General features: G+C 71.5%; 24 protein-coding genes, 2 tRNA genes and 1 pseudogene. 15 read left to right on the forward strand and 12 right to left on the reverse strand.

What is annotated here, in order from left to right:
• Positions 1-60 precede the first annotated feature (60 nt).
• Together BLT36_RS16815 and BLT36_RS18920 are read right to left on the reverse strand one after the other, a co-directional pair.
• Positions 61-1079: pseudogene (locus BLT36_RS16815) on the reverse strand (fatty acid desaturase).
• Positions 1080-1531: 452 nt separating this feature from the next.
• The gene (locus tag BLT36_RS18920; protein ID WP_092096902.1) at positions 1532-1765 is read right to left on the reverse strand and encodes a PLDc N-terminal domain-containing protein; all 234 of its coding nucleotides are present in this window, start codon (positions 1763-1765) and stop codon (positions 1532-1534) included.
• A gap of 296 nt (positions 1766-2061) precedes the next feature.
• Between BLT36_RS18920 and BLT36_RS16825 the strand changes: the two genes are divergently transcribed.
• The 8 genes from BLT36_RS16825 to BLT36_RS16860 all read left to right on the forward strand — a co-directional run bounded on the left by BLT36_RS16825 (position 2062) and on the right by BLT36_RS16860 (position 8884).
• Positions 2062-2589: a hypothetical protein gene (locus BLT36_RS16825; RefSeq protein ID WP_139166507.1), complete on the forward strand. Its 528-nt coding sequence runs from the start codon at positions 2062-2064 to the stop codon at positions 2587-2589.
• A 36-nt stretch (positions 2590-2625) separates the two neighbouring features.
• A complete protein-coding gene (locus BLT36_RS16830; RefSeq protein ID WP_092096905.1) occupies positions 2626-3606 on the forward strand; it encodes an aldo/keto reductase in 981 nt (326 codons plus the stop codon).
• A complete protein-coding gene (locus tag BLT36_RS16835) occupies positions 3600-4163 on the forward strand; it encodes a hypothetical protein (protein WP_092096906.1) in 564 nt (187 codons plus the stop codon). Before BLT36_RS16830 ends, BLT36_RS16835 begins: the two co-directional genes overlap by 7 nt.
• 96 nt (positions 4164-4259) lie before the next feature.
• Entirely contained in the window at positions 4260-4637 is a 378-nt protein-coding gene (locus BLT36_RS16840) for a holo-ACP synthase (protein ID WP_092096908.1), read from the forward strand.
• 119 nt (positions 4638-4756) lie between these two features.
• Complete coding sequence (locus tag BLT36_RS16845; protein WP_092096909.1) at positions 4757-5044, forward strand: acyl carrier protein; 288 nt, start codon at positions 4757-4759, stop codon at positions 5042-5044.
• Between the two features lie 8 nt (positions 5045-5052).
• Positions 5053-6297, forward strand: a complete 1245-nt coding sequence (locus tag BLT36_RS16850; RefSeq protein ID WP_092097293.1) for an acyl-CoA dehydrogenase family protein — start codon at positions 5053-5055, stop codon at positions 6295-6297.
• Positions 6294-7301: an amino acid--[acyl-carrier-protein] ligase gene (locus tag BLT36_RS16855; RefSeq protein ID WP_217638329.1), complete on the forward strand. Its 1008-nt coding sequence runs from the start codon at positions 6294-6296 to the stop codon at positions 7299-7301. Before BLT36_RS16850 ends, BLT36_RS16855 begins: the two co-directional genes overlap by 4 nt.
• The gene (locus tag BLT36_RS16860) at positions 7298-8884 is read left to right on the forward strand and encodes an alpha/beta hydrolase (RefSeq protein ID WP_175529702.1); all 1587 of its coding nucleotides are present in this window, start codon (positions 7298-7300) and stop codon (positions 8882-8884) included. Before BLT36_RS16855 ends, BLT36_RS16860 begins: the two co-directional genes overlap by 4 nt.
• A gap of 25 nt (positions 8885-8909) precedes the next feature.
• On the opposite strand, the gene BLT36_RS16865 is transcribed toward BLT36_RS16860, so the two are convergent.
• Together BLT36_RS16865 and BLT36_RS16870 are read right to left on the reverse strand one after the other, a co-directional pair.
• Positions 8910-9836 (reverse strand): alpha/beta fold hydrolase, encoded by a 927-nt coding sequence (locus tag BLT36_RS16865; protein WP_175529703.1) that lies wholly within the window; start codon positions 9834-9836, stop codon positions 8910-8912.
• Between the two features lie 62 nt (positions 9837-9898).
• The gene (locus BLT36_RS16870) at positions 9899-10387 is read right to left on the reverse strand and encodes a peroxiredoxin (protein WP_092096914.1); all 489 of its coding nucleotides are present in this window, start codon (positions 10385-10387) and stop codon (positions 9899-9901) included.
• Between the two features lie 247 nt (positions 10388-10634).
• On the opposite strand from BLT36_RS16870, the gene aceE reads away from it, so the two are divergent.
• From aceE to BLT36_RS16900, 6 genes are all read left to right on the forward strand, one after another.
• Positions 10635-13379 (forward strand): pyruvate dehydrogenase (acetyl-transferring), homodimeric type, encoded by a 2745-nt coding sequence (aceE, locus tag BLT36_RS16875; RefSeq protein WP_092096915.1) that lies wholly within the window; start codon positions 10635-10637, stop codon positions 13377-13379.
• Between the two features lie 4 nt (positions 13380-13383).
• Positions 13384-14610, forward strand: coding sequence for a PucR family transcriptional regulator (locus BLT36_RS16880; RefSeq protein ID WP_092096917.1), 1227 nt, complete (start codon positions 13384-13386; stop codon positions 14608-14610).
• 157 nt (positions 14611-14767) lie between these two features.
• A complete protein-coding gene (locus BLT36_RS16885; RefSeq protein WP_092096918.1) occupies positions 14768-15709 on the forward strand; it encodes an ACP S-malonyltransferase in 942 nt (313 codons plus the stop codon).
• Positions 15706-16710, forward strand: a complete 1005-nt coding sequence (locus BLT36_RS16890) for a beta-ketoacyl-ACP synthase III (RefSeq protein ID WP_092096920.1) — start codon at positions 15706-15708, stop codon at positions 16708-16710. Before BLT36_RS16885 ends, BLT36_RS16890 begins: the two co-directional genes overlap by 4 nt.
• A gap of 112 nt (positions 16711-16822) precedes the next feature.
• On the forward strand, positions 16823-17071 hold the full coding sequence (locus BLT36_RS16895; RefSeq protein ID WP_058741348.1) for an acyl carrier protein: 249 nt from the start codon (positions 16823-16825) through the stop codon (positions 17069-17071).
• Positions 17072-17157: 86 nt separating this feature from the next.
• The gene (locus BLT36_RS16900) at positions 17158-18402 is read left to right on the forward strand and encodes a beta-ketoacyl-[acyl-carrier-protein] synthase family protein (protein WP_092096921.1); all 1245 of its coding nucleotides are present in this window, start codon (positions 17158-17160) and stop codon (positions 18400-18402) included.
• Positions 18403-18683: 281 nt separating this feature from the next.
• Here the strand turns inward: BLT36_RS16900 and BLT36_RS16905 are convergent, their stop codons facing one another.
• The 6 genes from BLT36_RS16905 to BLT36_RS16930 all read right to left on the reverse strand — a co-directional run bounded on the left by BLT36_RS16905 (position 18684) and on the right by BLT36_RS16930 (position 23717).
• On the reverse strand, positions 18684-19163 hold the full coding sequence (locus BLT36_RS16905) for a DUF3145 domain-containing protein (protein WP_092097296.1): 480 nt from the start codon (positions 19161-19163) through the stop codon (positions 18684-18686).
• Between the two features lie 179 nt (positions 19164-19342).
• Positions 19343-20158, reverse strand: coding sequence for a DUF1684 domain-containing protein (locus BLT36_RS16910; RefSeq protein ID WP_092096923.1), 816 nt, complete (start codon positions 20156-20158; stop codon positions 19343-19345).
• Positions 20155-21288 carry an AI-2E family transporter gene (locus BLT36_RS16915; RefSeq protein ID WP_254787714.1) on the reverse strand — a complete coding sequence of 378 codons (1134 nt, stop codon included), beginning with the start codon at positions 21286-21288 and terminating at the stop codon, positions 20155-20157. The genes BLT36_RS16910 and BLT36_RS16915 overlap by 4 nt, the downstream gene beginning before the upstream one ends.
• A 1-nt stretch (position 21289) precedes the next feature.
• Positions 21290-21364, reverse strand: a tRNA-Ile gene (locus BLT36_RS16920).
• Between the two features lie 13 nt (positions 21365-21377).
• Positions 21378-22589, reverse strand: a complete 1212-nt coding sequence (locus BLT36_RS16925) for a glycosyltransferase (protein ID WP_092096924.1) — start codon at positions 22587-22589, stop codon at positions 21378-21380.
• Positions 22590-22802: 213 nt separating this feature from the next.
• The gene (locus BLT36_RS16930) at positions 22803-23717 is read right to left on the reverse strand and encodes a DMT family transporter (RefSeq protein ID WP_175529704.1); all 915 of its coding nucleotides are present in this window, start codon (positions 23715-23717) and stop codon (positions 22803-22805) included.
• A 39-nt stretch (positions 23718-23756) separates the two neighbouring features.
• Between BLT36_RS16930 and def the strand changes: the two genes are divergently transcribed.
• Positions 23757-24332, forward strand: coding sequence for a peptide deformylase (gene def, locus BLT36_RS16935; protein ID WP_092096926.1), 576 nt, complete (start codon positions 23757-23759; stop codon positions 24330-24332).
• 50 nt (positions 24333-24382) lie between these two features.
• On the opposite strand, the gene BLT36_RS16940 is transcribed toward def, so the two are convergent.
• Positions 24383-24871, reverse strand: coding sequence for a hypothetical protein (locus BLT36_RS16940; protein WP_092096927.1), 489 nt, complete (start codon positions 24869-24871; stop codon positions 24383-24385).
• Between the two features lie 204 nt (positions 24872-25075).
• Positions 25076-25148: transfer RNA gene (locus tag BLT36_RS16945), tRNA-Asn, on the reverse strand.
• Between the last annotated feature and the right edge of the window lie 76 nt (positions 25149-25224).

Raw genomic sequence — 25224 nt, forward strand, 5'->3', positions numbered from 1 at the left:
GACGGGCGAGGGCGGTGGTGGTCTGCACGAGCGGTTCCTTCATCCTGGAGCGATCGAGACCTAGTTGATCCGCAACTCGGTCATCATGGGGCAGTCGAAGGGGTCGCGGGCGGCGAGTCCGACGCGGTTGAGGTACCGGACGACGATGCCGTACGAGCGCAGCAGCGTGGTCTCGGTGTAGGGCACGTCGAGGGTGTCGCAGTGGTCCCGGACGAGCAGGCGGGCCTGCTTCAACGCCGGACGCGGCATCGACGGGAACAGGTGGTGCTCGACCTGGTAGTTCAGGCCCCCCATCAGGAACGACACCCACCAGCCGCCACGGACGTTGCGGGAGGTGCGGACCTGGCGGGAGAAGAAGTCGACCTTCGCGTCGTGCGCGATCGTCGGCATGCCCTTGTGGTTCGGCGCGAACGAGGCCCCCATCATCACGCCGAAGACGGCCAGCTGCACCCGAGGAACGCGCACGCCATCCCGAACGGCAGGAACCAGAACACGACCGTCAGGTAGATCGCGAACCGCGCGACGAGGAGGACACCCTCCAGCACTCGGCCTCGCACATCGCTCCGCCCGTCGCCGCCACGCAGGACGGAGACCACGGCGTGCCGGTGCAGGTTGATTCCTTCGAGCGTCAGGAGGGGGAAGAACAACCACCCCTGGTGGCGGACCAGCCACCGCATCGGCCCCGTCGTCCGAGCGGCGTCCTCGGGGAGGAAGACGACGCCGTCCGGCGCGATGTCCGGGTCCTTGCCGACGGTGTTCGGGTTGCCGTGGTGGCGGGTGTGCTTGTTCATCCACCACGAGTAGCTGAGACCCACCAGGAACGTGCCGATGTACCGGCCGGCGCGGTCGTTCCACTTCCGCGATTCGAACACCTGGCGGTGCGCGGCCTCGTGGGAGAGGAACGCGAACTGCGTGAAGAGCACGCCGAGCGCGCCGGCGACGATGAGCTGGAACCACGAGTCACCCAGGAACGCGAACGCGACCCAGCAGCCGGCCGTCGCGAGCACGAGGCAGGAGAACAGGGTCCAGTAGAAGCCGCGTCGACGACGGAGGAGGCCAGCGTCCTTCACCTGCGCCAGGAGCGCGGAGTAGGTCGACGTGCCACCGGTCCGGGCGCCACCTGCCGAACCGGTCTTCCGGTAGGCACCGGGGATCGTGTTCTCGACGCTCACGCGGTCTCCTCCATCGGCGGGTGCTCCTTGTCACACACTTCGCGAGACGGGCGGTGTCGACCGTATCGAGCAGCAGCGCGCACGTGCAAACGTGGCACTCGCTCGTGTCTCCCTCCACGGCGTCGCACCCCGTCCCGATCCGCAACGAGGCGGACGATCCCCAGCGCCGCCGGGGGAACACCACGACCGCCACCCGCATCGCGAGCCCGTTCACCCGCGAGGACAGCGCCGACGACGTCATGACGCCCCGGGCAGATCATGGTGATGTACCACGCGGCGCCCGGCTCCCCCTCGCGCGACGCCCTCCGCCGCCTCGAGGTGCTCGAACAGTCCGAGTGACGCCCCCCGGGCACCGCCGGCTACACCGTGGGGTCCCCCGACCGGTTCAACCGGTCCGCAGCGCGACCGAGCAGCCAGTTGACCGCCCAGCCGATGACGCCGATCAGCGGCAGCAGGACGATCACCGCCGTCCACACGACCTTGACCACGGCGCTCCGGCGGCGGTCTCGCCACACCTGCACCAGGGCCAGGACCTCCACGGCCAGCACCACCAGGATCACCAGGATGTGCGCGGCACTCACGTTCTCGAGCACGTCGTCCCCCTCTCTCGTCGCGCCGGCTGCGGACCTCGGAGTCCGCGCCGCAGCGCAGGACCCGGAGTCCGCGCCCGCATGAGGACCCCAGGCTAGGAGCGTCCGGACTGCCTGCGCGTCGTCCGAGCGGACGACTTCCCGCATCCGGACGGCGACGCCGACCGCGGCCGATCCCGCGACCGGCACCGTGCGGTGCACGCGACCCCCCACCGGCCTGGAGGCACGTGGCGGCCCCGCCCCGCGCCTCCAGGCCGCCGTCCACTCGCCACCCACCCCACGCGGGTAGCGTCGTGCCCGTGAACGGTGTCGGTGTGATCGACGAGGCGGGCCGGTTCCGGCTGCTCGGCAACGGAGCGGCCGGCGCCGCCTTCGGCGTCGTCCTCGTGGTGCTCGTCGCATCGTCGTGGACGGGTGCGACCACCACGGTGCTGGTGGGGATCGGCGTGCCCGGAGCCGCAGCTGGCGCGGCGATCGGCGTCGTGCTGCAGCTGCGCTCGTGGCGGGCGGAGGGCGGCTACCGGCAGTCCGTCGTCGTCCGTGACTGGATCGCCGACGGGCGGGTCCCCGAGGACGTCCCCGCCGTGCAGTGGATCCCACTGGTGCAGGCGCAGGCGGAGCGCGAGGCAGCGGGCTGGGGGAAGATCGTGCTGAGCGTGCTGTGGACCGGCATGACCTGGTCGATGCGTGACCAGCACCCGCCGCTCATCACGACGATGCTGATCATGCTCTGGGCGGGGCTCGGGCTGTGGAGCGGGTTCTGGGTGATCCCGCGCGCGCGCGAGGCGAAGGCGCTCATGCGTCGGGGCGTCGCGACCCCGAGCTGACGACCGGCGTCGTCGGTCCTGGGTACGCTCGCCACCATGCAGAGTCGCACCCTCGGCCGTACCGGCCGCACCGTGTCCGTCGTCGGCCTCGGCACCTGGCAGTTCGGCGGTGACTGGGGTCCCGTCAGCGACGCCGACGCGAACGCCGTCATGGACGCCTCCGTCGAGTCCGGCGTCACCCTCTTCGACACCGCCGACGTCTACGGCGACGGTCGCAGCGAGCAGCTCATCGGAGCGTGGCGCGCCGCGAACCCGGACGTGCCGCTGACCATCACCACGAAGATGGGGCGCCGTGCCGACCAGGTGCCGTCGAACTACGTCGCCGCGAACTTCCGCGAGTGGGTGGACCGCTCGCGTCGGAACCTCCGCCAGGACACGCTCGACCTGATCCAGCTGCACTGCCCACCGACCCCGGTCTACGAGGACGACGCGGTCTACGACGCACTCGACGCGCTGGTCGCCGACGGCTCCGTCGCCGCGTACGGCGTCAGCGTCGAGACCGCCGACCAGGCGCTCACGGCGATCGCCCGGCCCGGCGTCGCGACCGTCCAGATCATCCTCAACGCGTTCCGGCTGAAGCCGCTCGACCGCGTCCTGCCGGCCGCCCTGGAGGCAGGGGTCGGCATCCTCGCGCGCGTCCCGCTGGCATCGGGGTTGCTGTCCGGCAAGTACACGACCCAGACGTCCTTCGCCGAGGGCGACCACCGCAACTACAACCGGCACGGCGAGGCGTTCGACCAGGGCGAGACCTTCAGCGGCGTCGACTTCGAGGACGGGGTGCAGGCCGCCCAGGCGTTCGCCGCGTCCCTGCCGGACGCCGTGTCCGTCCCCCAGGCCGCGATCGCGTGGATCACCGCGCAGCAGGGTGTGACCGCCGCCATCCCGGGCGCCCGCAATCCCGAGCAGGCGCGGTCGAACGCCGGAGCCGGCGACCTGGCGGAGATCCCGGGCCTCGACGAGACCGTCCACGAGCTCTACGACGAGTGGTTCCGCCAGAGCGTGCACGACAAGTGGTGAAGTCGTCGGTCGTCGGGCTGGCGCTGGCGGTGCTCACCGTCCTGGCGCTGCTCGTCGGCGGGACCACGCCGGCCGCCGGCACGACCCGGTCCGCTCCCCCGTGGCCGGCGCCGACGGACCTGTCCGCACGGGCGGAAGCCGCGGGACTCCGGAACGTCTGGGGCGAGCGGCTGGCGGAGCACGTCCACACCCACCTGACGATCCTCGACGGGGACGACCCGGTGACGGTCCCCGGGAACATCGGTCACTCGGACGCCCGACGCTTCGCGGCGCAGCTCCACACCCACGACACGTCGGGGATCCTGCACGTGGAGTCGCCCACCCGCCGGACGTTCACGCTCGGGGAGTTCTTCGACGAGTGGGGCGTGCCGCTCAGTGCCTGGCGTGTCGGAGGGCTCCGGGGCGAGCTGACGGTGTGGGTCGACGGGCGCCGATTCATCGGTGACCCGCGGTCGATCGCGCTGACGAACCGCCGCGAGGTCGTGCTGTCGGTGACGACGATCGGCGAGGTGCCCCACCTGCCGGCGCCGTTCGACTGGCCGCCGCAGTACCGGTGACGGCCCGCGCCCGGGCCGTGCCCGCGCTCGCGTGACCGGGCCCGCGCTCGCGCGCGCGTCAACCCTGACGCGACCCGGGCCGCGTAGCCTGCCCACATGACCACGATCCGGACGGGCACCGACCTCGCCGCCGTCGAGGACGTCATCGCCGGCATCGACGCGAACGGCGACCGCTACCTGACCCGCGTGTTCACCCAGCGCGAGCGGGCCGACGCGGGCGACGACCCGGAGCGTCTCGCAGCCCGGTTCGCCGGCAAGGAGGCGGTCCTGAAGCTCCTCCGCCCGCGCCGCTCCGACGCCGTCCCGCTCACCGACATCGCCATCGTGCACGACGCGGAGGGGGCACCCGTCGTGGAGCTCGCCGGACGCGCCGCCGAGCTCGCCGAGGCGATCGGCTGCGGCACGATCGCCGTCTCGCTCGCGCACGAACGGGGCCTCGCCACCGCGACGGCCGTCGCACTGACCGCCCGCTGACGACCATCCGGAGCCCGCCGGGCCATCCTGCGGATCCGTACAGGCAGCGAAGTGTCCGTGCGGATTCGCGCATCCGCACGGCGGTTTTCCGGGGCGTCCTCCTCCTTATGGTTGCCAGCATGGACCAGGACCCAGTCTCTGCAGCGGCCACCGTCGCACTCGCCACCCCGACGACCGAACTCGCCGTCCGGCGCGCGCTCGCCGATCACGGGCGGCTCACCGTCGACGCCATGGACGTGGCATCGATCGCCGACCTCTACGCCCTCGGGCTCACGTCGCACGCGACCGTCAACGTCATGCTCGCGGTCGAGGACGACCTCGACGTCGAGCTCCCCGACGCGGTCCTGAACCGCTCGACGTTCGCCACGATCGAGTCGATCGCCGCGGCGGCGGAGCTGGCACAGTGAGCACCCCGGTGCTCGACGCACCCGCGACCGCGTCCGCGTCGACGACCGCGTCCGGGTCCGCGCCTGCGGCCGGGCCCGACGCGGTCGGGCCCGCGACGCCCCGGAGCACCGACCGTTTCGCGGCCCGCACCGCACTCGTCGCGGACATCGCCGCGCACTTCGCCGACGAGGTCGACCGTGGGGCCAGACCGCCCCGCGAAGCGATCGCCGCGATGCGCGAGCACGGACTCCTCGCCGCAGCGGTACCGGTCGAGCTCGGCGGCGAGGGCGCGACCCTCGGCGAGCTCTCCGCGATCGCGACCGACCTCGGCCGCGCGTGCGCCGCGACGGCGATGGTCTTCGCGATGCACCAGGGCCAGGCGATGGCGCTCTGGCGGCACGGCGGTGCAGCGTTCGGCGTGACCGACCTGATCGACGCCGTCAAGGCCGGCGCGCTCGTCGCCTCGTCGACCACGGAGCGCGGCATCGGCGGCGACGCCCGTCGCAGCACGTGCGCGATCGAGCCGGACGCCGCCGGTCGGATCCGGCTCCGCAAGGAAGCGCCCGTCATCTCCTACGCGACCGAGGCCGACGCGATCCTCGTCACCGCCCGCCGCGACCCCGACGCCCCGGCCTCGGACCAGCGGCTCGTGATCTGCCTGCCCGAGGAGACGACCCTCACGCAGACCTCGACCTGGGACACCCTCGGGCTCCGCGGCACGTGCAGCAACGGCTGGACGCTCGACGCCGAGACCCACGCCGACCGGGTGCTCCGCGACGACTACGCGGCGATCTCGGCCCGCACGGTGCTGCCGGTCTCGCACGTCCTCTGGGCCTCGGTGTGGCTCGGCATCGCCGCCGACGCCGCCGACCGAGCACGCCGTGCGGTCCGAAAGCAGGCCCGCGCAAGCGTCGGACAGACCCCGCCGTCGGCCCTCCGGCTGGCCGAGCTCCTCGTCGACCTGCAGGCGCTCGCGGACACCGTCCGGCACGCGGCGCTCCGGTTCGACGCGGTGGCCGACGACCCCGAGGTCCTCGAGTCGACCGCGTTCGCCCTCGCCGCGAACGCCCTGAAGATCAACGCCTCGGAGCGGGTCACCGACCTCGTGACGAAGGCGCTGCGGATCGTCGGCATCGCCGGCTTCGCCGCAACCGGGCCGCTGAGCGTGGCCCGTCACCTCCGAGACGCACACGGCGCCGCCGTCATGGTGAGCAACGACCGTCTCCTCCAGAACGACGCTGGACTGGCACTCATGACCGGAGCGATCCTGTGACCATCACCGACCCCACCCACACCGCCACCACCGCCCACGCGGCGAGCGAGGCCACCCACGCGAGCGAGGCCGCCCACGCGAGCGAGGCCGCCGACATCGACGTCGCGCGCGCCGCGCTCCGGGCACGCCTGCTCGACGACGGGGTCCTCATCGACCTCGGCTCGCCCGGGCTATACGGCCGCACCGGGGTGTTCACGCGCGTCTACGACGCCGTCGACGCCGCCGCGGTCCGGAGCCAGGCGGACCTCGACGCCGACGTCCTCCGCTTCCCGCCGGTCGAGCCGCTCGCCGCGTTCGAGCAGACCGACTACATCGCGTCCTTCCCGGACCTCGCCGCCTCGATCTCCGGCTTCACCGGCGACGACCGCACCCACCGCGCCCTCCTCGCCGCTCGCGAGCGCGGCGAACGGTGGGAGTCGTTCCTGCAGCCGGCCGACCTCATGCTGACCCCGGCCGTCTGCCACCCGGTCTACGGCCTGGTCACCGGGACGCTGCCCGACGGCGGACGCATGTTCGACATCGTCGGCGACTCGTTCCGGCGGGAACCCTCGCTCGACCCGATGCGCCTGCAGGCCTTCCACATGCACGAGTTCGTGCACATCGGCACCCCCGCCACCGCGCAGCAGCACCGCGACGGCCGGATCCCGGTGATGCGGGAGCTCCTCGAGTCGTTCGGCCTCGAGATCGACGTCGTCCCCGCGAACGACCCCTTCTTCGGTCGGGTCGGGCAGATGCTCGCCCGCAACCAGGTCGAGCAGTCGCTCAAGTTCGAGTTCGTCACGCCGGTCTACGGCCACGACCACCCGTGGACCGCGATCAGCTCGGCGAACCTGCACGAGGACCACTTCGGCACGTCGTTCGCGATCCGCACCGCCGACGGCGAGGTCGCGCACAGCGCGTGCATCGCGTTCGGCCTCGAGCGCATCACCATCGCCCTGTTCGCTGCCCACGGCACGGACCCCGACGCCTGGCCGACGGAGGTCCTCGCGGCCCTCGGCCTGTGAGCACCCACCACGGCTGGTCGGGTCACCCCGCCCTCCGCGTCGCGCTGCAGCTCCCCGCTGCGGCGCGAGCGGGCGTCGTGATCTGCCCGCCGCTCGGGCAGGAGGGCGTCATCGCGTACCGCACGCTCCGCCTGCTGGCGGACGGCCTGGAGGCGCGTGGCGTGGCCTCGGTGCGCTACGACCCGTCCGGACGTGGAGACGCCGCGCCCGACGACGCTCCGGACGCGCAGGTGCGGTCCGCCCGGCACGCCGCAGCACTGCTGCGTTCGGCAGGCGTCGAGGCGGTCGCGTTCGTCGGGCTCGCCTCGGCCGCCCTCGTCGCGGCCGCCGCGGCCGACGACACCGACGGCCTGGTGGTGTGGGACGCCCCGGCGTCCGGCCGCGCGTGGGTGCGCGGACAGCGTGCGCTCGCCGCCATCACCATCGGGTCCGACCGCGTCGTCGACGGCGTCGAGAGCCTCGTCGGCATCGACCTCGAGCCCGCCGAGGTCACCGCACTCGCGGCCCTGGCGTTCGTGCCGCGCTCCGGGCCGACGGTCGCGCTCGTCCGGCCCGGCGCCGTCGCCCCGAAGGCCCTCGGACCGGTGCCGACGGCCGAGGTGACCGGCAGCGCCGAGCTCCTGGACGGCACGAGCATCGTCGCTCGGATCCCCGCAGCCGCGGTCGACACCGTCGTCGGGTGGATCGATGCCTGGGCACCCACGGACACGTCGGCGACGACGCTGCCCGAGCTCGCCGAGGTCCTCGACGTGGACACCCGGGTGTCCGAGCGGGTCGTGCAGCTCGGCCCCGAGGAGCTCTTCGCCGTCGAGACCGTCGCCTCCGGGCAGTCCGAGGGCGCCCCCGTCGTCGTGCTGCACAGCGGCGGCGCGGAGCACCGGGTCGGCGCGGCCGACTACCAGGTCGCCCTCGCCCGCGGTCTCGCCCGCGACGGCGCCCGGGTGATCCGGGTCGACCGGCGTGGCACCGGGGAGAGCACCGCGGTCCGCGGCGACGAACGCTCGTTCTTCTACACGCAGGAGTGGCTCGACGACCAGGCGGCCGTCGTGGCCTCGCTCGCCGTCCCGGCCGAACGGCTCGTGCTGGTCGGCATGTGCGCGGGCGCCTGGCTCGCCGGCCGTGCCGTCGACGAGTCGCCGCGCCTCGTCGTGGAGATCAGCCCGAACGACTACCGCCGCACCACGACGGTCGCCGGCACCTTCGCCGACGCAGCCCGTGCGGTGGACCAGCCGTCCGACCTCCGTCTGCGGATCCGGCGCTGGTGGAACACCCTCGTGCCGAAGCCGGTCCGTGACCGGGTGGCCCGCCGGGACCGGATGGGCGGGGTCGCCGGGCACGTCCGGCCGCTCGTCGAGCACGGCACCGACATCCTCGTCATCGCCGCACCCGAGGACGCCGAGCTGTTCGACCGTCTCGGTGGACAGCGTGCCGAACGCCGCTGGGGTGCGCCCGGTCGGACCGGGCGCCTCGAGGTGGTGCGGGTGCCGGGCGGCGACCACGCCCTGTTCTCCCCCGCGATGCGCGAGGTCGTCCTCGCCGAGGTGCGCTCGCACGTCGCGGCGGCGTTCCCCGTGCACGCCTGACCGTCAGGACGACGCGTGCTCGGCCTCAGACGAGGCCGAGCACGCGAGCGACGGCGGCCGGGTGCTCGACGTGGGCGAAGTGGCCGCAGTCGTCGAGCAGCACGGTGCGCACCTGCGGCAGGAGCCCGCGCAGCCCGTCCAGGTCGGACACCCGCGCGAACACGTCGTCGCGCCCGGCGATCGCGGTCACCGGACAGGACACGGACCGCCACCGGTCGAGGTCGTAGCCGGCGGCCGACCGCGCCGCGCCGGTGAACCCGGCCGGCCGGAGCTCGTCGACGAAGGCGTCGAGCACGCTGCGGTCGAGCCGTCGCACGTGGGTGAAGACCGGTGACGCGACGAGCGGGAGGAGGCCCGCCCGGGCGATCCCGCGCAGCATCGGGCGTGCGGCCTCGCCGGTGATCGTCAGGCCCGCACGGAGCAGGGTGAACGCGGGCAGCGTCCGGACACCGCGCCACGGGTGCCGGGCGGCGTCGGCGGTGGCGAGCGTGGTGCCGGACACCAGCGCGACCGAGCGGACCCGTCGGGGTGCGACGACCGCCAGGTGCATCGCGACGAACGCCCCCATCGAGTGTCCGACGACGTCGACGTCGTCCAGGCCGAACGTGTCGAGGACCGTGGTCAGCACGCGGACGGCATCGTCGACGTCGAGAGGCGCGTCCGGCGCCGGGGACGATCCCCATCCCGGCAGGTCGACGAGCACGAGCCCGCGGTCGAGCGCGCCGTCGGCGGCCTGCAGCAGCGGCGTCCACGTCGACCACGAGCCGGCGACGCCGTGCACGAGCAGGAGGGGATCAGGACCGGCGCGGTGGTGCACCACCGTGGGTCCCACCCCGGTCGGCACGACCGTGCGGGTCAGACGCCACCTGCCGGGGTCCGCGTCCACCGGGAAGGGGGCGTACGGCTCAGTGGTGCCGACCCGCTCGCGCGAGCCGGTCTCGATGGCGTGCACCGTGCCTCCAGGCAGTCCGTTCGTCCGTCCGACGCGCCCTGCGTCAGACGGGATTCGGAACGCTAGCCGACGGCGACGGGTGCGGCGCACGCCGCGAGGCGGTCGAGTGCCGCCTTGTACTCGGTGACGTCGCGGGCCACGCCGGGCTCGGAGAGGATCGAGGCCTTGATCCGGCCCTGCACGTCGATGACGAAGGTCGCGCGGTTCGCGAAGCCCTTCTGCTCGAGGAACACGCCGTACTCCTTGGAGACGGCGCCGTGCGGCCAGAAGTCCGCGAGCAGCTCGAAGTCGTAGCCATTCGACTCGGCGAACGACCGCAGCGTCGCCTTCGAGTCGACCGAGATGCCGATGAGCTCGACACGCTGGTCCTGGAACATCGCAATGTTGTCCTGCAGGGCGCAGAGCTCGTTCGTGCACGTGGACGAGAACGCGAGCGGGAAGAAGACGAGCGCGACCGGGCGGACACCGCGGAAGTCGCTGAGGCGGACGTGCTCACCGAACTGGTTCGGGAGTTCGAAGTCCGGCGCGAGTGAGCCGATCTCCAGTGCCATCAGTGCGTTGCTTCTTCCTCGGGCGTGGGGTGTGCCCGGTGTCCTCGTGCACGCACGGGTCGCGTGTGCACGATCGGCAATCGTACGCCGCCGTCATCCGAATGCAAGCACCCGTCCACCTGCACGTCACCATCAGGCTCCGCGTCGGCGGTGGGGCCTAGAGTGGACGAGGCCCCACCGCCGGTCGCGACCCGATCGATCGGTGGACCACCTATGTCCACCACCACGAGAACGAACGAGGTCAAGGGTGACGGTGAACGACCAGGACCCGTACAGCCACGGCAGCAGCGACCAGGACCCGGAGGAGACCGCCGAATGGCGTGAGTCCCTCGACGGGCTGGTGCAGACCCACGGTCACCAGCGTGGCCGCGAGATCATGCTGAGCCTGCTCAAGCGGTCCAAGGAACTGCACCTCGGTGTGCCGATGGTCCCGACCACGGACTACGTGAACACCATCGCGCCGGAGAACGAGCCCGAGTTCCCGGGCGACGAGGAGCTCGAGCGCCGCTACCGCCGGTGGATCCGGTGGAACGCCGCGATCACCGTGCACCGCGCGCAGCGCCCCGGCATCGCCGTCGGCGGCCACATCTCGACGTACGCGTCGAGCGCCGCCATGTACGAGGTCGGCTACAACCACTTCTTCCGCGCGCAGGACCACCCGTCCGGTGGCGACCAGGTCTTCTTCCAGGGCCACGCCTCCCCCGGCATGTACGCCCGTGCGTACATGGAAGGGCGTCTCAACGAGGACCAGCTCGACGGCTTCCGGCAGGAGAAGTCCCACGCCGCCGGCGGACTGTCGTCCTACCCGCACCCGCGCCTCATGCCGCACTTCTGGCAGTTCCCGACCGTGTCGATGGGCATCGGCCCGATCAACGCGATCTACCAGGCGCAGCAGGCCAAGTACCTGTCCAACCGCGGCATCAAGGACGCCTCCGACCAGCAGGTCTGGGCGTTCCTCGGTGACGGCGAGATGGACGAAGTCGAGTCCCGCGGTCAGCTCCAGGTCGCCGCGAACGACGGCCTCGACAACCTGAACTTCGTGATCAACTGCAACCTGCAGCGTCTCGACGGTCCGGTCCGCGGCAACGGCAAGATCATCCAGGAGCTCGAGGCGTTCTTCCGCGGTGCGGGCTGGAACGTCATCAAGGTCGTCTGGGGCCGCGAGTGGGACGACCTGCTCGCCCGCGACACCGAGGGCGCGCTCCTCAACCTGATGAACCAGACGCCGGACGGCGACTACCAGACGTACAAGGCCGAGAACGGCGCCTACGTCAGGGAGAACTTCTTCGGGCGCGACCCGAAGGCGCTCGAGCTGGTCAAGGACTACACCGACGACCAGATCTGGAACCTCAAGCGCGGCGGTCACGACTACCGCAAGGTCTACGCCGCGTTCAAGGCCGCGACCGAGCACAAGGGCCAGCCGACCGTCATCCTCGCGAAGACGGTCAAGGGCTACGGCCTCGGCCCGAGCTTCGAGGGCCGCAACGCGACCCACCAGATGAAGAAGCTCACGCTCGACAACCTCAAGCAGTTCCGCGACGAGATGCGCATCCCGATCTCCGACGCGCAGCTGGAAGAGAACCCGTACACGCCGCCGTACTACCACCCCGGTCACGACGACGAGGCGATCCAGTACATGCACGAGCGTCGTCGCGAGCTCGGCGGCTACGTGCCGGAGCGTCGCACGAAGTACACGTCGATCACCCTGCCGGACGACTCGAAGTACCAGGTCGTCAAGAAGGGCTCCGGCAAGCAGGAGATCGCCACCACCATGGCGTTCGCCCGACTGCTGAAGGACCTGCTCCGCTCCCCCGACTTCGGCGACCGCGTGGTCCCGATCATCCCGGACGAAGCGCGCACGTTCGGCATGGACGCGTACTTCCCGACGGCGAAGATCTACAACCCGAACGGCCAGCACTACACGTCGGTCGACCGTGAGCTCCTCCTCGCCTACAAGGAGAGCCCACAGGGCCAGATCATCCACGTCGGCATCAACGAGGCGGGCGCCCTGGCGGCGTTCACCGCGGTCGGGACCTCGTACTCGACGCAGGGCGAGCCGCTCATCCCGGTCTACGTCTTCTACTCGATGTTCGGGTTCCAGCGCACCGGCGACGCGATCTGGGCCGCCGGCGACCAGATGACCCGTGGGTTCATGATCGGCGCCACCGCGGGCCGTACCACGCTCACGGGCGAGGGTCTGCAGCACGCCGACGGCCACTCGCCGCTCCTCGCGACGACGAACCCGGCCGTGGTGTCCTACGACCCGGCGTACGGCTACGAGATCGGCCACATCGTCCAGGCCGGCCTCGACCGGATGTACGGCACGAACGAGGACGGCTCGCCGAAGCACGCCGACCCGAACGTCATGTACTACCTGACGGTCTACAACGAGCCGATCGTCCAGCCGGCCGAGCCGGAGGGCGTCGACGTCGACGGCATCGTCAAGGGCATGTACCTGCTGAAGCCGAGCGAGCACGACGGCCCCAAGGCGCAGCTGCTCGCGTCGGGTGTCGCCGTGCCGTGGATCCTCGAGGCGCAGCAGCTCCTCGCCGAGGACTGGGGCGTGTCGGCCGACGTGTGGAGCGTCACGAGCTGGGGCGAGCTGTACCGCGACGGTGTCGCGGCGGAGCAGCACGCGTTCCTCAACCCAAACGACGCCCCGCGCACGCCGTACGTCACCGAGCGCCTGCTCGGCACCGAGGGCCCGGTCGTCGCCGTGAGCGACTTCATGCACCTCGTGCAGGAGCAGATCCGCCCGTTCGTCCCGACCGACTACGCCACGCTCGGCGCCGACGGCTTCGGCTTCTCGGACACCCGTCCGGCCGCCCGCCGCTTCTTCCACATCGACGGCCCCTCGGTCGTCGTGCGGACGCTGCAGCAGCTGGCGCGCCAGGGCAAGGTCGACGGTGCCCTCGTGCAGCAGGCGATCGACAAGTACCGCCTGCACGACGTGACCGCCGGCACCACCGGCAGCGCGGGCGGCGAGAGCTGATCGAGTGACGACGGTCCGACCGGACTCCGAGAGCCAGGAGAGCGCGCGAGAGCGGGCGCTCTCCTGGCTCCGTCAGGTGTCCGGGGAACTCTCCACCGCGACGATCAAGCGGCTCGAGGACACGCTCCCCTGGTACAGCGAGATGCCCCCGGGCCGTCGCTCGGCCGTGGGGCTCGTGGCCCAGGCCGGCATCACGTCGTTCATCAGCTGGCTCGAGGGCACGGCGTCCACCCCGTGGATCGCCGCCGCCGACGTGTTCGGCTCGGCGCCGCGGGAACTCCTGCGCTCGGTGAGCCTGCAGCAGACGCTCCAGCTCATCCGGGTCGTCGTCACCGTGGTGGAGGAGCGCGCCAAGGACGACGAGATGCTGCAGGAGGCGATCCTCAAGTACTCGCGGGACATCGCCTTCGCCGCCGCCGACGTCTACGCCCGGGCGGCCGAGGCCCGCGGGCTGTGGGACGCCCGGCTCGAAGCGCTCGTGGTCGACTCGATCCTGTCGGGCGAGTACGACGACGAGCTGCCGTCCCGCATCGCGGCACTCGGGTGGCACGGCCACGGCGAGGTGTCCGTGCTGGTCGGCAACGCCCCGAAGCAGCTCGAGGTGGACCAGATCCGCCGGACCGCACGGCACATGGACGCGGACGTGCTCATCGGCGTGCAGGGGTCCCGCCTCGTCGTGGTGATCGGTCGTGCCACACCGCGCGACGACGTGCCCGAGGGCGAGGAGCCGGTGTCGTTCACGGCCATCGCGCAGGCCCTCGAACCGTCGTTCGGCGAGGGCCACCTCGTGCTCGGCAACGAGGTCCCCGGGGTCGTCGACGCGTCCACCAGCGCGAAGGGCGCACTCGCCGGGTTCGCCGTGGCACGGGCCTGGCGCGGGGCACCCCGTCCGGCACTCGCCGACGACCTGCTCCCCGAACGTGCCCTCGCCGGCGATCCGCTCGCCCGGTCGGCACTGGTGCAGCGGATCTACGTGCCGCTGAAGGACCAGTCGACGGAGCTCCTCCAGACGCTGTGGTGCTACCTCGACACCGGCCGCTCGCTCGAGGCCACGGCGCGCGAGCTCTTCGTGCACCCGAACACCGTCCGCTACCGGCTTCGCCGCGTCGCCGACATCATCGGGTGGGACGCCACGCACGCCCGCGACGCCCTGATCGTGCAGTCGGCGCTCATCCTCGGCGCGATGTCGGAGTCGACCGCGGGTCGCCGTCGCATCCCGCACCGTCGCTGAGCGGGACGGTCGTGCGTCAGCGCGGCGCGGTCGTGCGTCAGCGCGGCGCGGTCGTGCGTCAGCGCGGGGCCGTCGTGAGGAATCGAACAACGTCGAGCGACGATCACTGTGGCAAGTCCACACGCGTCGAACCCGGCCAGCCCTGGAGGATTGTCCGGTGATCGTCGTCGTCGCGCCCGGACAGGGCTCCCAGACCCCCGGCTTCCTCGCCCCCTGGCTCGAGGACGCCGCCGTCCGTGACCGTGTGGGGGCGTGGTCCGAGGCCATCGGCATCGACCTCGTGCAGCACGGCACCGAGTCCGACGCGGACACCATCAAGGACACCGCGATCGCGCAGCCGCTCATCGTCGCCGCCGGCCTCGTGACGGCCGACGCCCTGCTCGCCGAGGGCCGTCGCGCCCTCGTCGGCGGTGTCGCCGGCCACTCGGTCGGGGAGTTCACCGCCGCGGGTGTCGCCGGTGTCCTCGACCCGACCGACGCCGTCGCCCTCGTCGCCGAGCGCGGCCGGGCCATGGCCGACGCCGCCGCCCTCGAGCCCACCTCGATGGCCGCCGTCCTCGGTGGCGACGCCGACGAGGTCGCCCAGGCGCTCGCGACCCACGGCCTCGTCCCCGCGAACCACAACGGCGGCGGGCAGACCGTCGTCGCGGGTGCCGCCGACGCCATCGCCGCGCTCGTCGCCGAGCCGCCGACGAAGGCCCGGGTCATCCCGCTCGCCGTCGCCGGGGCGTTCCACACGCGGTACATGGCACCCGCCGTCGAGCGGGTCGCACCGGTCGCGGCCGCCGCCACGGTGCACGACCCCACGCTCCCCATCTGGACGAACGCCGACGGCTCGCGGGTCGAGGACGGTCGTCGCTTCGTCGACCTGATGGTCCAGCAGATCGCGAACCCCGTGCACTGGGACGCCGTGATGGAGTCCTTCGCGGGCGCCGGCGTCACCGGCATCATCGAGCTCGCACCCGCCGGTGCCCTCGTCGGTCTGGCGAAGCGCGGTCTCCGCGGCACGCCGACCGTCGCGATCAAGACCCCCGAGGACCTGCCGGCAGCGATCGAGCTGCTGCAGCGCGCAGACCAGGAAGCAGACGCAACCGCATGACCGACCGTCCCACCCTCGCGCAGCGGCGCGGGCACGAGTTCACGCGCATCCTCGCCTTCGGCGCAGCGCGCGGCGAGAACGTGGTGCCGAACGACGACCTCGTCGGCCCGATCGACTCGTCCGACGAGTGGATCCGCCAGCGCACCGGCATCATCACCCGGAAGCGTGCGGGCAAGGACGTCGAGGCGATCGACCTCGCCGAGGCCGCCGCGCGCGAGGCGATCGAGAAGGCCGGGATCGAGCCGTCGCAGATCGGTGTCGTGCTCGTCAGCACCGTGACGCACACCGTCGCCACGCCGTCGATGGCCTCGCTCCTCGCCGAGCGCATCGGTGCGACCCCCGCCGCTGCGTACGACATCAGCGCCGCGTGTGCCGGGTACGCGTACGGCATCGCCCAAGCCGACTCGTTCATCAAGTCCGGGCTCGCCGACCACGTGCTGGTCGTCGGGGCCGAGAAGCTCAGCGACGTCGTCGACCCGACGGACCGGTCGATCTCGTTCCTGCTCGGTGACGGTGCGGGCGCGGCCGTGATCGGCCCGAGCGACTTCCCGGGCATCGCCCCCACCATCTGGGGTTCCGACGGCTCGAAGTGGGACGCCATCGGGATGACCGCCACCTACAACGAGTGGGAGGCCGGTGCGCCGCGTCCGACCATGCGGCAGGCCGGTCAGACGGTGTTCCGCTGGGCGGTCTGGGAGATGGTCAAGGTCGCCCGTGAAGCGCTCGAGACCGCGGGCGTCACCGCGGCCGACCTCGCAGCGTTCGTGCCGCACCAGGCGAACATCCGCATCATCGACGAGTTCGCCAAGCAGCTCGGGCTGCCCGAGTCCGTGGTGATCGCCCGCGACATCACCACCACCGGCAACACCTCCGCCGCGAGCATCCCGCTCGCCACGCACCGCCTGCTCGACGAGCACCCCGAGCTGTCGGGCGGTCTCGCCCTGCAGATCGGGTTCGGCGCCGGACTCGTGTTCGGCGCGCAGGTGGTCGTCCTCCCCTAGCCCATCCCGATCGTGCTCCGGCACGATCACCCGACGAGCCTCCGGGCATGCGCGCCGCTCGTGCCCTAGGCTGGTCCACGGTCAAACGACACCCCCCTCAAGGAGAATCCCCATGGCCCTGTCCAACGAAGAAGTCCTCGCCGGCCTGGCCGAGCTGATCAACGACGAGACCGGCATCGCGACCGACACCGTCGCCGCCGACAAGTCCTTCACGGACGACCTCGACATCGACTCCATCTCGATGATGACCATCGTCGTCAACGCCGAAGAGAAGTTCGACGTCAAGATCCCCGACGAAGAGGTCAAGAACCTCAAGACCGTCGGCGACGCCGTCGACTTCATCGTCAAGGCGCAGGCCTGACGCGAGCTTCCTGAGCGCCGCGGCCCCGGCGAACCGCGGGCCGCGGCGCTCTTCTCGTTCCATCCACACGAAAGCACACGTCGTTCATGACCAACAAGACCGTCGTCGTCACCGGGATCGGTGCGATCACACCCCTCGCCGCGACCGCCCCGGAGACGTGGGAAGCGCTGCTCGCCGGCACCTCCGGCATCACCCGCATCGAGGACCCGCGCTACGCCGAGCTCGAACTCCCCGTCGAGTTCGCCGGCCAGGCGCGCCGGTTCCTCACCGACCAGCTCACCCGTCCGGAGACGAAGCGCCTCGACCCGTCGTCGCAGCTGTCGCTCGTCGCGGCGCGTGAGGCCTGGGCCGACGCCGGCATCGACGCCGAGTCCGTCGTGCCCGAGCGCCTCATCGTCGACTGGGCGACGGGCATCGGCGGCGTGAACACGCTGCTCGACGCGTGGGACACCCTGCGCGAGAAGGGCCCGCGTCGCGTCATGCCGATGACGGTCCCGATGCTCATGGCGAACGGCCCGGCCGCCGCCATCGAGATGGAGTTCGGCGCCCGTGGCGGTGCCCGCACCTACCTCTCCGCGTGCGCGTCCTCCACCGAGTCCCTCGCGGAGGCGTACCGCCACGTGGCGACCGGCGAGGCGGACATCGTCATCACCGGTGGCGCCGAGGCCGCGCTGCACCCGCTGCCCCTCGCGGCGTTCGCGGCCATGCAGGCCCTGTCGCGGCGCAACGACTCCCCCGAGACCGCCTCGCGGCCGTACGACGTGACGCGCGACGGCTTCGTGCTCGGTGACGGCGCTGCGGCGCTCATCCTCGAAACCAAGGAGCACGCCGAGGCCCGCGGCGCGAAGATCTATGCCGAGGTCGCCGGCGCCGGCATCACCTCCGACGCCTTCCACATCACCGCCCCGGACCCCGAGGGCAGCGCCGCCGCCCGCGCCGTCCTGCAGGCGCTCGAGCACGCCGGCGCCTCCCGCGAGGACGTCGTCCACGTCAACGCGCACGCCACCTCGACGCCCGTCGGGGACATCGCCGAGTACCACGCGATGCGCCGGGTCTTCGGCGACCACCTGGACAGCATCGTGGTCTCGGCCACGAAGGCGTCGACCGGGCACCTCCTCGGTGGTGCCGGTGCGATCGAGGCGGCCTTCACCGCCCTCGCCCTGCACAACCGGGTCGCGCCGCCGACGATCAACCTCACCGAGCAGGACCCGGAGATCGTCATGGACGTCGCACGTGAGCCGCGTGCGCTCCCCTCGGGCGACCTGCTCGCGGTGAGCAACTCGTTCGGCTTCGGCGGCCACAACGCCGTCGTCGCGTTCCGCAGCGTCTGATCCGCAGTCGGCCTGGAGGCCCGTCCCGCGTCTGCGGGGCGGGCCTCAGCCGTTCCCGGGGCCGGTCCGGGCGCGGAGCGCTCCCCGGGCCGAGACTCGGCCTGGGCGACACTCCTCGCGCACTGCGGCGCGAGAACTGTCGCTGCGCACGAGACTCGCGGCCACACCGCGGGGCGGCGGCGGGGCGGCGGCGGGGCGGCGGCGGGGCGGACGGGACTCGCGCCGGACGCACGAACGCCGCCCCGAAGGGCGGCGTTCGTGTCGGAGGAAGCGGGCGGGTGTCAGCCGACGCGGTGCAGCCAGACGACGGGGTTGCCCTCGGCGGCGTGGCGGAAGGGCTCGAGCTCGTCGTCCCACGCCTGCCCGAGCGCGAGTCGGAGCTCACGGTGGAGTTCGAGGGCGTTGCTGCCGGCGACCTCCATGGCGTACCGGACGCGGTCCTCGGGGACGACCATGTTGCCCGTCACGTCGGTCTGCGCGTAGAAGACGCCGAGGTCCGGCGTGTGCATCCACCGGCCTCCGTCGGAGTCGGCGGTCGGTTCCTCGGTGACCTCGTAGCGGAGGTGCTCCCAGCCGCGAAGCGCCGAGGCGATCGCAGCGCCGGTCCCGACGGTGCCGGTCCAGGTGAACTCGGTGCGACGGGCACCGTCCTGGGCGGGCTGGTCCAGCCACGAGAAGTTGACGGCACGGTTCATGGCGCGACCTGCTGCCCATTCGACATGCGGGCAGAGCGCGCGTGGTGAGGAGTGCACGTAGAGCACCCCGGTGGTCGTTCCGGTCACGATTCCTCCGATTCGTCAGGTGCGACTTCCCCATCGACCTGTGCGGAGGTTCTCGTTTCGGAACCATCGATATGCGATTGTGATGTCCGTGCGGACACGCCCATTATGCAGGCTGTTCGCCGGGAATGCCAGGCACGAGCCGGATCGAGCCGCGAACGTCAGTGGAAGACGGCGCCGGAAGTGTCGATCGGGTGCCGCTCCCCCGCCGTGATCGCCACCGGGATGCGGTTGTCCTCCGGCGGGATCGGACACGCGAACTGGTACGAGAACGCGCACGGCGGCAGGACGGCGGTGTTCCAGTCGAGCACGACGTCGGCTGCTCGGCCGGGATCGTCGACGTACAGGAAGCGGCCCATCGAGTAGGTGCTGTCCGGATCGTCCTCGGGCAGGGCGCTCGTGGCATCCTGCACGATCAGCTGCAGCCGCGCCGAGCCGCGGAAGGGTGCGGACCGGACGGCGACGAGCCGGACGGTCGTGTCGCCGAAGGCCGTCTGGATGTGCCCGGCGACCTCGAGCGGATCGCCCGCTGCGTCGACGACGGTTCCCCGCGCCTCCGGGCCCGCTCCGTCGTCCGGAACCGGCGTGTACTTGCCGGACGTCACCCATGCGTCCGACCGGTCGAAGCGCGCGATCCGTGCGAACCGGGCGATCGCGTCGGACGCCGGGTCCCAGACCCGCAGGGTCCTGCCGGAAACCGTGCCCGCACGGCCGTCGGGGAAGGCCACCGTGGAGGGGACGACGGAGTCGTCACCCGCGACGAGGACCGTGCCGTCCACCGGGACACCGTCGACGACGATGCCGTCGTCGGCCTCCGCGGTGACGGTCAGGCCTCCGGCAGCCGGGGCCCACAGTCCGGTGACCGGCCACACCGGCTGCTCGTGGTCGACGCGCTGCGCGTTCACCAGGGCCAGGGGGCCACGAGGACCCACGGCCCAGCGATCGCGAGCGGCCGCCTGGTCCCCGGACGCACTCATGCCTGCTCTTGGCGGGGGTAGATGACCTTCTGCACGATGATGATGACCGAAGCCGCGACCGGCAGGGCCACCAGCGCACCGAGCACCCCGCCGATCGTGCCACCCGCGACCGCGGCGATGACGACCAGCGCACCGGGCACCTGGACCGCGCGGGACATGATGCGGGGCGAGATCACGTACGCCTCGACCTGCATGTACACGAGGTAGTAGATCGCCGCGGCGAGGGCGGTCGCCGGCGACGCGAAGAAGCAGAGCAGCGAGATGACGATCGCCGCGGCCAGCGTCCCGACGAGCGGGATGAGCGAGCCGAGGAACGCGAACGACGCGAGCAGCACCGGGAGCGGGGCACCGATGATGAGCAGGAAGACCAGGGACAGGATGCCGTTGATGAGCGCCTGCGAGATCTGGCCGACGACGTAGCGACCGACCGCCTGCGTGATCTGCTCGCTGACGTCGATGAAGTTCTGTCGGCGCGAGGCCGGCACGAACCGGTAGGTCATCGACTTCATGCCGCGCATCGACGCGAGGAAGTAGAGCATCAGGATGATGACGATGACCGCGCCCGTGAGCCCGGACAGGATGCCGCTGCCCACCGCGAGGATGCCGCCGCCGAGGCTCAGCAGGTTGCCCGGGTTCTCGACGAACGACTGCACCGACTGCAGCGAGTGGTCGATGTCGAACGACCCGGAGAACTGCTTCGACAGGTCCTGCACCCACTCCTGCCCCGAGATGTCCTGCACGATGCCGGGGAAGTTCTGGATCAGGTTCGTCGCCTGCTGCACCAGGATCGGTACGACCGCGAAGACGACGCCGGCGAACGCGGCCAGCACACCCACCACGACGACCGTGATCGCGACCCAGCGCGGGACGATGCGCTCGAGGAAGGACACCAGCGGATCGATGCCGAGCGCCAGGAACAGCGCGACGCCGATGTAGACGAGGACCGTGCTGAGCTGGTGGACGATCGAACCGGCGACCAGGGCCACCAGCACGCCGATGCCGCCCATGAAGCCGATGCGGAAGGCGTTGACGCGCACGCCGGTACCGCCCCGGGTCACCTCGAACGTCACGTTCGGCGTGGGGCTGTGGTCGTCGTCGGGAGCGAGCTCGCGCTTCTTGGGCAGGTGCACGTAGGGCGGGCGGGACTCGAACCCGCGAATCGTTCGGTTATGAGCCGACTGCCTTGACCAGCTTGGCTACCGCCCCTCGCCGGGAGCCCTCAGGCCACCGGCTCCCCACGATACAGCGCCTCGAACGTCGCGAGCGTGCGGTTGATGTCGTGTGCCTCGATCATGGTCAGACTGCGTTCCCGCAGCGCCGTGTAGTCCTCGTCCGAGGCGGTCATCACCGCCGTGAGCTTCGCCGCCAGATCGTGGTCGTCACCCGGGGTGAAGAGGTACCCGTTGCCGTCGATGAGGTGCGGGAGAGCCATCGAGTCCGCCGCGACGACCGGCAGCCCGGAGGCCATCCCCTCGAGCGACGAGATGCTCTGGAGTTCGGCGGTCGACGGCATCGCGAAGACGGTCGCGTTCGTGAGCGCCTGCTGCTTGACCTCGTCCGACACGAAGCCGAGGAAGCGGACGCGGTCCTCGAGCCCGAGCTCCTTCGCCTGGGCGGTGAGCTTCGGGATCATCTCGCCGTCACCCACGATCGTCAGGGTCGCGCCGAGCTCGGACGGCAGCAGTGCGAGCGCCCGGACGAGGACGTCGAGGTTCTTCTCCGGGGCGACCCGGCCCACGAAGACGATGTCGTTGTTGACCGGCCGACCCTCGCGCGCCACGTAGCGGGACGCGTCGATCCCGCACGAGATCGCGAGGACGCGCTGCCCGGCGATGGCCCGGCGCAGGTAGTCGGCGGCGAGGTTCGTCGGCGTGGTGATCGCGTCGGCGAGTCGGTAGGTCTTCGCGGCGTCGCTCCACGCGATCTTCAGCGCGATGGGCAGCGTCCACTTGCCGAACGGCGTGTACTCGAGCAGGTTCTCCGGCATGAAGTGGTTCGTCGCGACGACGCGGATGCCGCGGTCGTGCGCCTCGTGCACGATGCCGCGGCCGATGACGACGTGCGACTGGATGTGCAGGACGTCAGGCTTGACGGCGTCGAGGATCGGGGCGGTCCACTTCCGGACGCTCCACGGCCAGACGAACCGGAGCCACGGGTGCAGCGGCCACTTGTAGGACTTCAGGCGGTGCACGATGAGGTCGACCCCGTGGTGCGTCTCCTCGAAGGTGCCGTAGTGGCGGCTCGACGCGGGAGCGACGATGTGGACCTCGTGCCCGCGCTCGACGAGGCCGACGGCGAGCTGCTCGGCGAAGGTGGCGGCACCGTTGACGTCCGGCGCGAAGGTGTCCGCGGCGATCATGACGCGCAACGGGCGGTGCCCGGCCGTCGCACCCGTCGGCTCGGCGGTGGCGGTGGTGGCGTCGTCTGACACGGCTGGCGTCGTCCTCTCGTGGGCGAATGCTGGTCGGTCCTGTGACGGTACCGCACCGCTTCTGGGGAGCGCGTCCGCCTCGCGGCGGACCTCGTCACACCCTGGTGTGACGAGCCGCGCCGCGCGCACCGGGTGCGCCGAGCCCACCGCGCATCCCGATCGTGCCGAGCGCAGCGAACGCAGCGGACGCGCACCGGCGGGACGTCCGGCTCCTCAGCTCCGGGACTGCGGGTGGTACTTGGCGAGCATGAACACACCCGTGATCGCGATCGCCGCCGCGACCACGAACCCTGCGACCGCGATCCACGGCGCGCCGGACGCTTCGTCGAGCACGATCACACCGATACCGACCGCGACGATCGGGTCGATGACCGTCAGCCCCGCGATCACGAGGTCGGCCGACCCCGCCGAGTAGGCGTTCTGCACGAAGTACCCGCCGAGCGACGCCGCGACCACCACACCGATGATCGCCAGCACCGTCAGCCAGTCGAACGTGCCGTTCACGAACCGGTTCAGGACCACCTTCGCCAGCGTCGCCACGAAGCCGTAGAGGATGCCGGCGCCCACGATGTAGTAGAGCGCGCTCTTGTGCTTGGCCACCACGCGGAACGACACCAGCACGAGCACCAGGACGACGGCCAGGATCACCAGGACCGTCACCAGCTGCTGCCGCGTGATCGCGCTCTCGTGGCCCACGAACGCCGCGATGCCGACGAAGATCCCGACGCCGATGATGCACGTCCACACCGATCGACGAGCCCGACGTCCCAGCGGCACACCGGAGGACCGCGAGGAGAACCACGTCGTGATCACCAGCGCGACGGCACCGAGCGGTTGCACGACGATGAGCGGCGCGAACGTGATGCTCACGAGTTGCAGCACCACGGCGATGCCGAGCATCAGCGTGCCCAGCACCCAGTAGCCGCTCGAGACCAGCCCGACGACGTGTCGGACGCTGAGGCCCTTCGACTGCTTGCCGAGCCGGGCCTCGACCCGCTGCACCCCACGACTCTGGAACTGCGCCCCCAGCGACAGGAAGACGGCGCCGACGAGCGCGACCGGGATCATCAGCGCCTGGAACGGCGTGAGGTTGCTCACGGCGTCCGGGAGCTGCAGGTCCGTCGTCACGCGTCGAGGCTATAGGACCGTGCCGGATAACCTGGGTGAATGGCCGTTCTCCCGATCCGCATCACCGGCGAACCCGTCCTGCACGAGCGTGCAGCCGAGGTCACCGCGTTCGATGACGACCTCCGCTCGCTCGTCGCCGACATGTTCGAGACCATGGACCTGGCCCCCGGGGTCGGTCTGGCCGGCCCGCAGGTCGGTGTCGGCAAGCGCCTCTTCGTGTACTCATGGACCGATGATGCCGAGGTCCTGCACCGCGGCGCAGCGGTCAACCCCGTCCTGTGGATGACGCCCCCCGTGCCGGAGTCTGTGGAGGAACTCGACGAGGACGAGGAGTCCGAGGGCTGCCTCTCCGTGCCGGGCGAACGCTTCCCGCTCCGCCGCTCCGAGGGCGTCCTGCTCCGCGCCCTGGACGAGCACGGCGAACCGTTCGAGGTCGAGGCGCACGGCTGGCTCGCCCGCATCTTCCAGCACGAGTACGACCACCTCGACGGCTACCTCTACGCCGACCGCCTCGTCCACCCCTACGCGAAGCAGGTCGCCAAGGCCGTCCGCAAGAACAGCTGGGGCGGCCCGGGCAAGTCCTGGCTGCCGGGTCGCGACCACCCCGAGGGCTGACGCGGGCACCCGACGTCGGTCGCGGTGACCATCGGGCCTGGAGGCGCGGCTCAGCTCCGCCAGGCGGCGACGGCGTCGCGCAGGTGGTCGGTCTCCGGATGGCCCGGGCAGTACTCGACCAGCCCGGCCGCGAGGTGCGCCTCGGCCGCGGTGCCGATCGTCCGGACCCACGGCCCGGTGTCCCGGACGGCACACGTGGCGGCCAGTTCCTCGAGCGTCGCGGCGCCGTCCGCGGCCTCGACGGCGGCGCGCTGCTGCGAGGACATCTCCGTGCCCGTGATGCGGTCGGCCTCGCAGTCGGTGCGCCCGTCCTCCCACACTGCGGAGTACGTCGTGTAGGTCTCGGTGCGGTCCGTCGAGCCCACGGCGCACACGAACGCGAAGACGATGGGAGCCGTGCCCGATGCCGCGACGCCGGACGTGGCCCCACTGTCGACGGACTCCTCGGGCTCGGACTCCGCCGTGGACGTGCAGCCCACGAGGCCGATCCCCGCGGCGACGAGGACGCCCGCGGCGAGGGCTCGGCGCACGGTGATCACCTGTGAACGCTAACAGCTTGGAACCGGGCCTCGGCTGCGAGCTGCGGGAAGCGGCCGGGCGGTCACGCGCTCGGGCGTCGCCCCGAGTCTCGCGCTCCGCGACACTTCTCGCGCCCCGGAGCCCGAGAACTGTCGCTCACACCGAGTCTCGCCCCGCCGCCCGCCAACGCAAAAGGCCCCCACCCGAAGGTGAGGGCCCGCCTGCTCCCCGAGTTGGACTCGAACCAACAACCTGCCGGTTAACAGCCGGCTGCTCTGCCAATTGAGCTATCGAGGATCACTGTCCGCTGGCGAATGACGTGCGAACAACGGGTAACAGCATAGCAGCACCCGGGAGCGACCCCGCGCATCGG

It is taken from the genome of Curtobacterium sp. UNCCL20 (assembly GCF_900101675.1).
Taxonomy (GTDB): Bacteria; Actinomycetota; Actinomycetes; order Actinomycetales; family Microbacteriaceae; genus Curtobacterium.

What these genes read in the sequence shown, in the direction of transcription:
- BLT36_RS16845 (WP_092096909.1), top strand. Translation starts at nt 4,757, where the DNA reads ATGGACCAGGACCCAGTCTCTGCAGCGGCCACCGTCGCACTCGCCACC.
- BLT36_RS16830 (WP_092096905.1), top strand. Translation starts at nt 2,626, where the DNA reads ATGCAGAGTCGCACCCTCGGCCGTACCGGCCGCACCGTGTCCGTCGTC.
- BLT36_RS16910 (WP_092096923.1), bottom strand. Translation starts at nt 20,158, where the DNA reads ATGAGTGCGTCCGGGGACCAGGCGGCCGCTCGCGATCGCTGGGCCGTG.
- def (WP_092096926.1), top strand. Translation starts at nt 23,757, where the DNA reads ATGGCCGTTCTCCCGATCCGCATCACCGGCGAACCCGTCCTGCACGAG.
- BLT36_RS16895 (WP_058741348.1), top strand. Translation starts at nt 16,823, where the DNA reads ATGGCCCTGTCCAACGAAGAAGTCCTCGCCGGCCTGGCCGAGCTGATC.
- BLT36_RS16840 (WP_092096908.1), top strand. Translation starts at nt 4,260, where the DNA reads ATGACCACGATCCGGACGGGCACCGACCTCGCCGCCGTCGAGGACGTC.
- BLT36_RS16900 (WP_092096921.1), top strand. Translation starts at nt 17,158, where the DNA reads ATGACCAACAAGACCGTCGTCGTCACCGGGATCGGTGCGATCACACCC.
- BLT36_RS16870 (WP_092096914.1), bottom strand. Translation starts at nt 10,387, where the DNA reads ATGGCACTGGAGATCGGCTCACTCGCGCCGGACTTCGAACTCCCGAAC.
- BLT36_RS16890 (WP_092096920.1), top strand. Translation starts at nt 15,706, where the DNA reads ATGACCGACCGTCCCACCCTCGCGCAGCGGCGCGGGCACGAGTTCACG.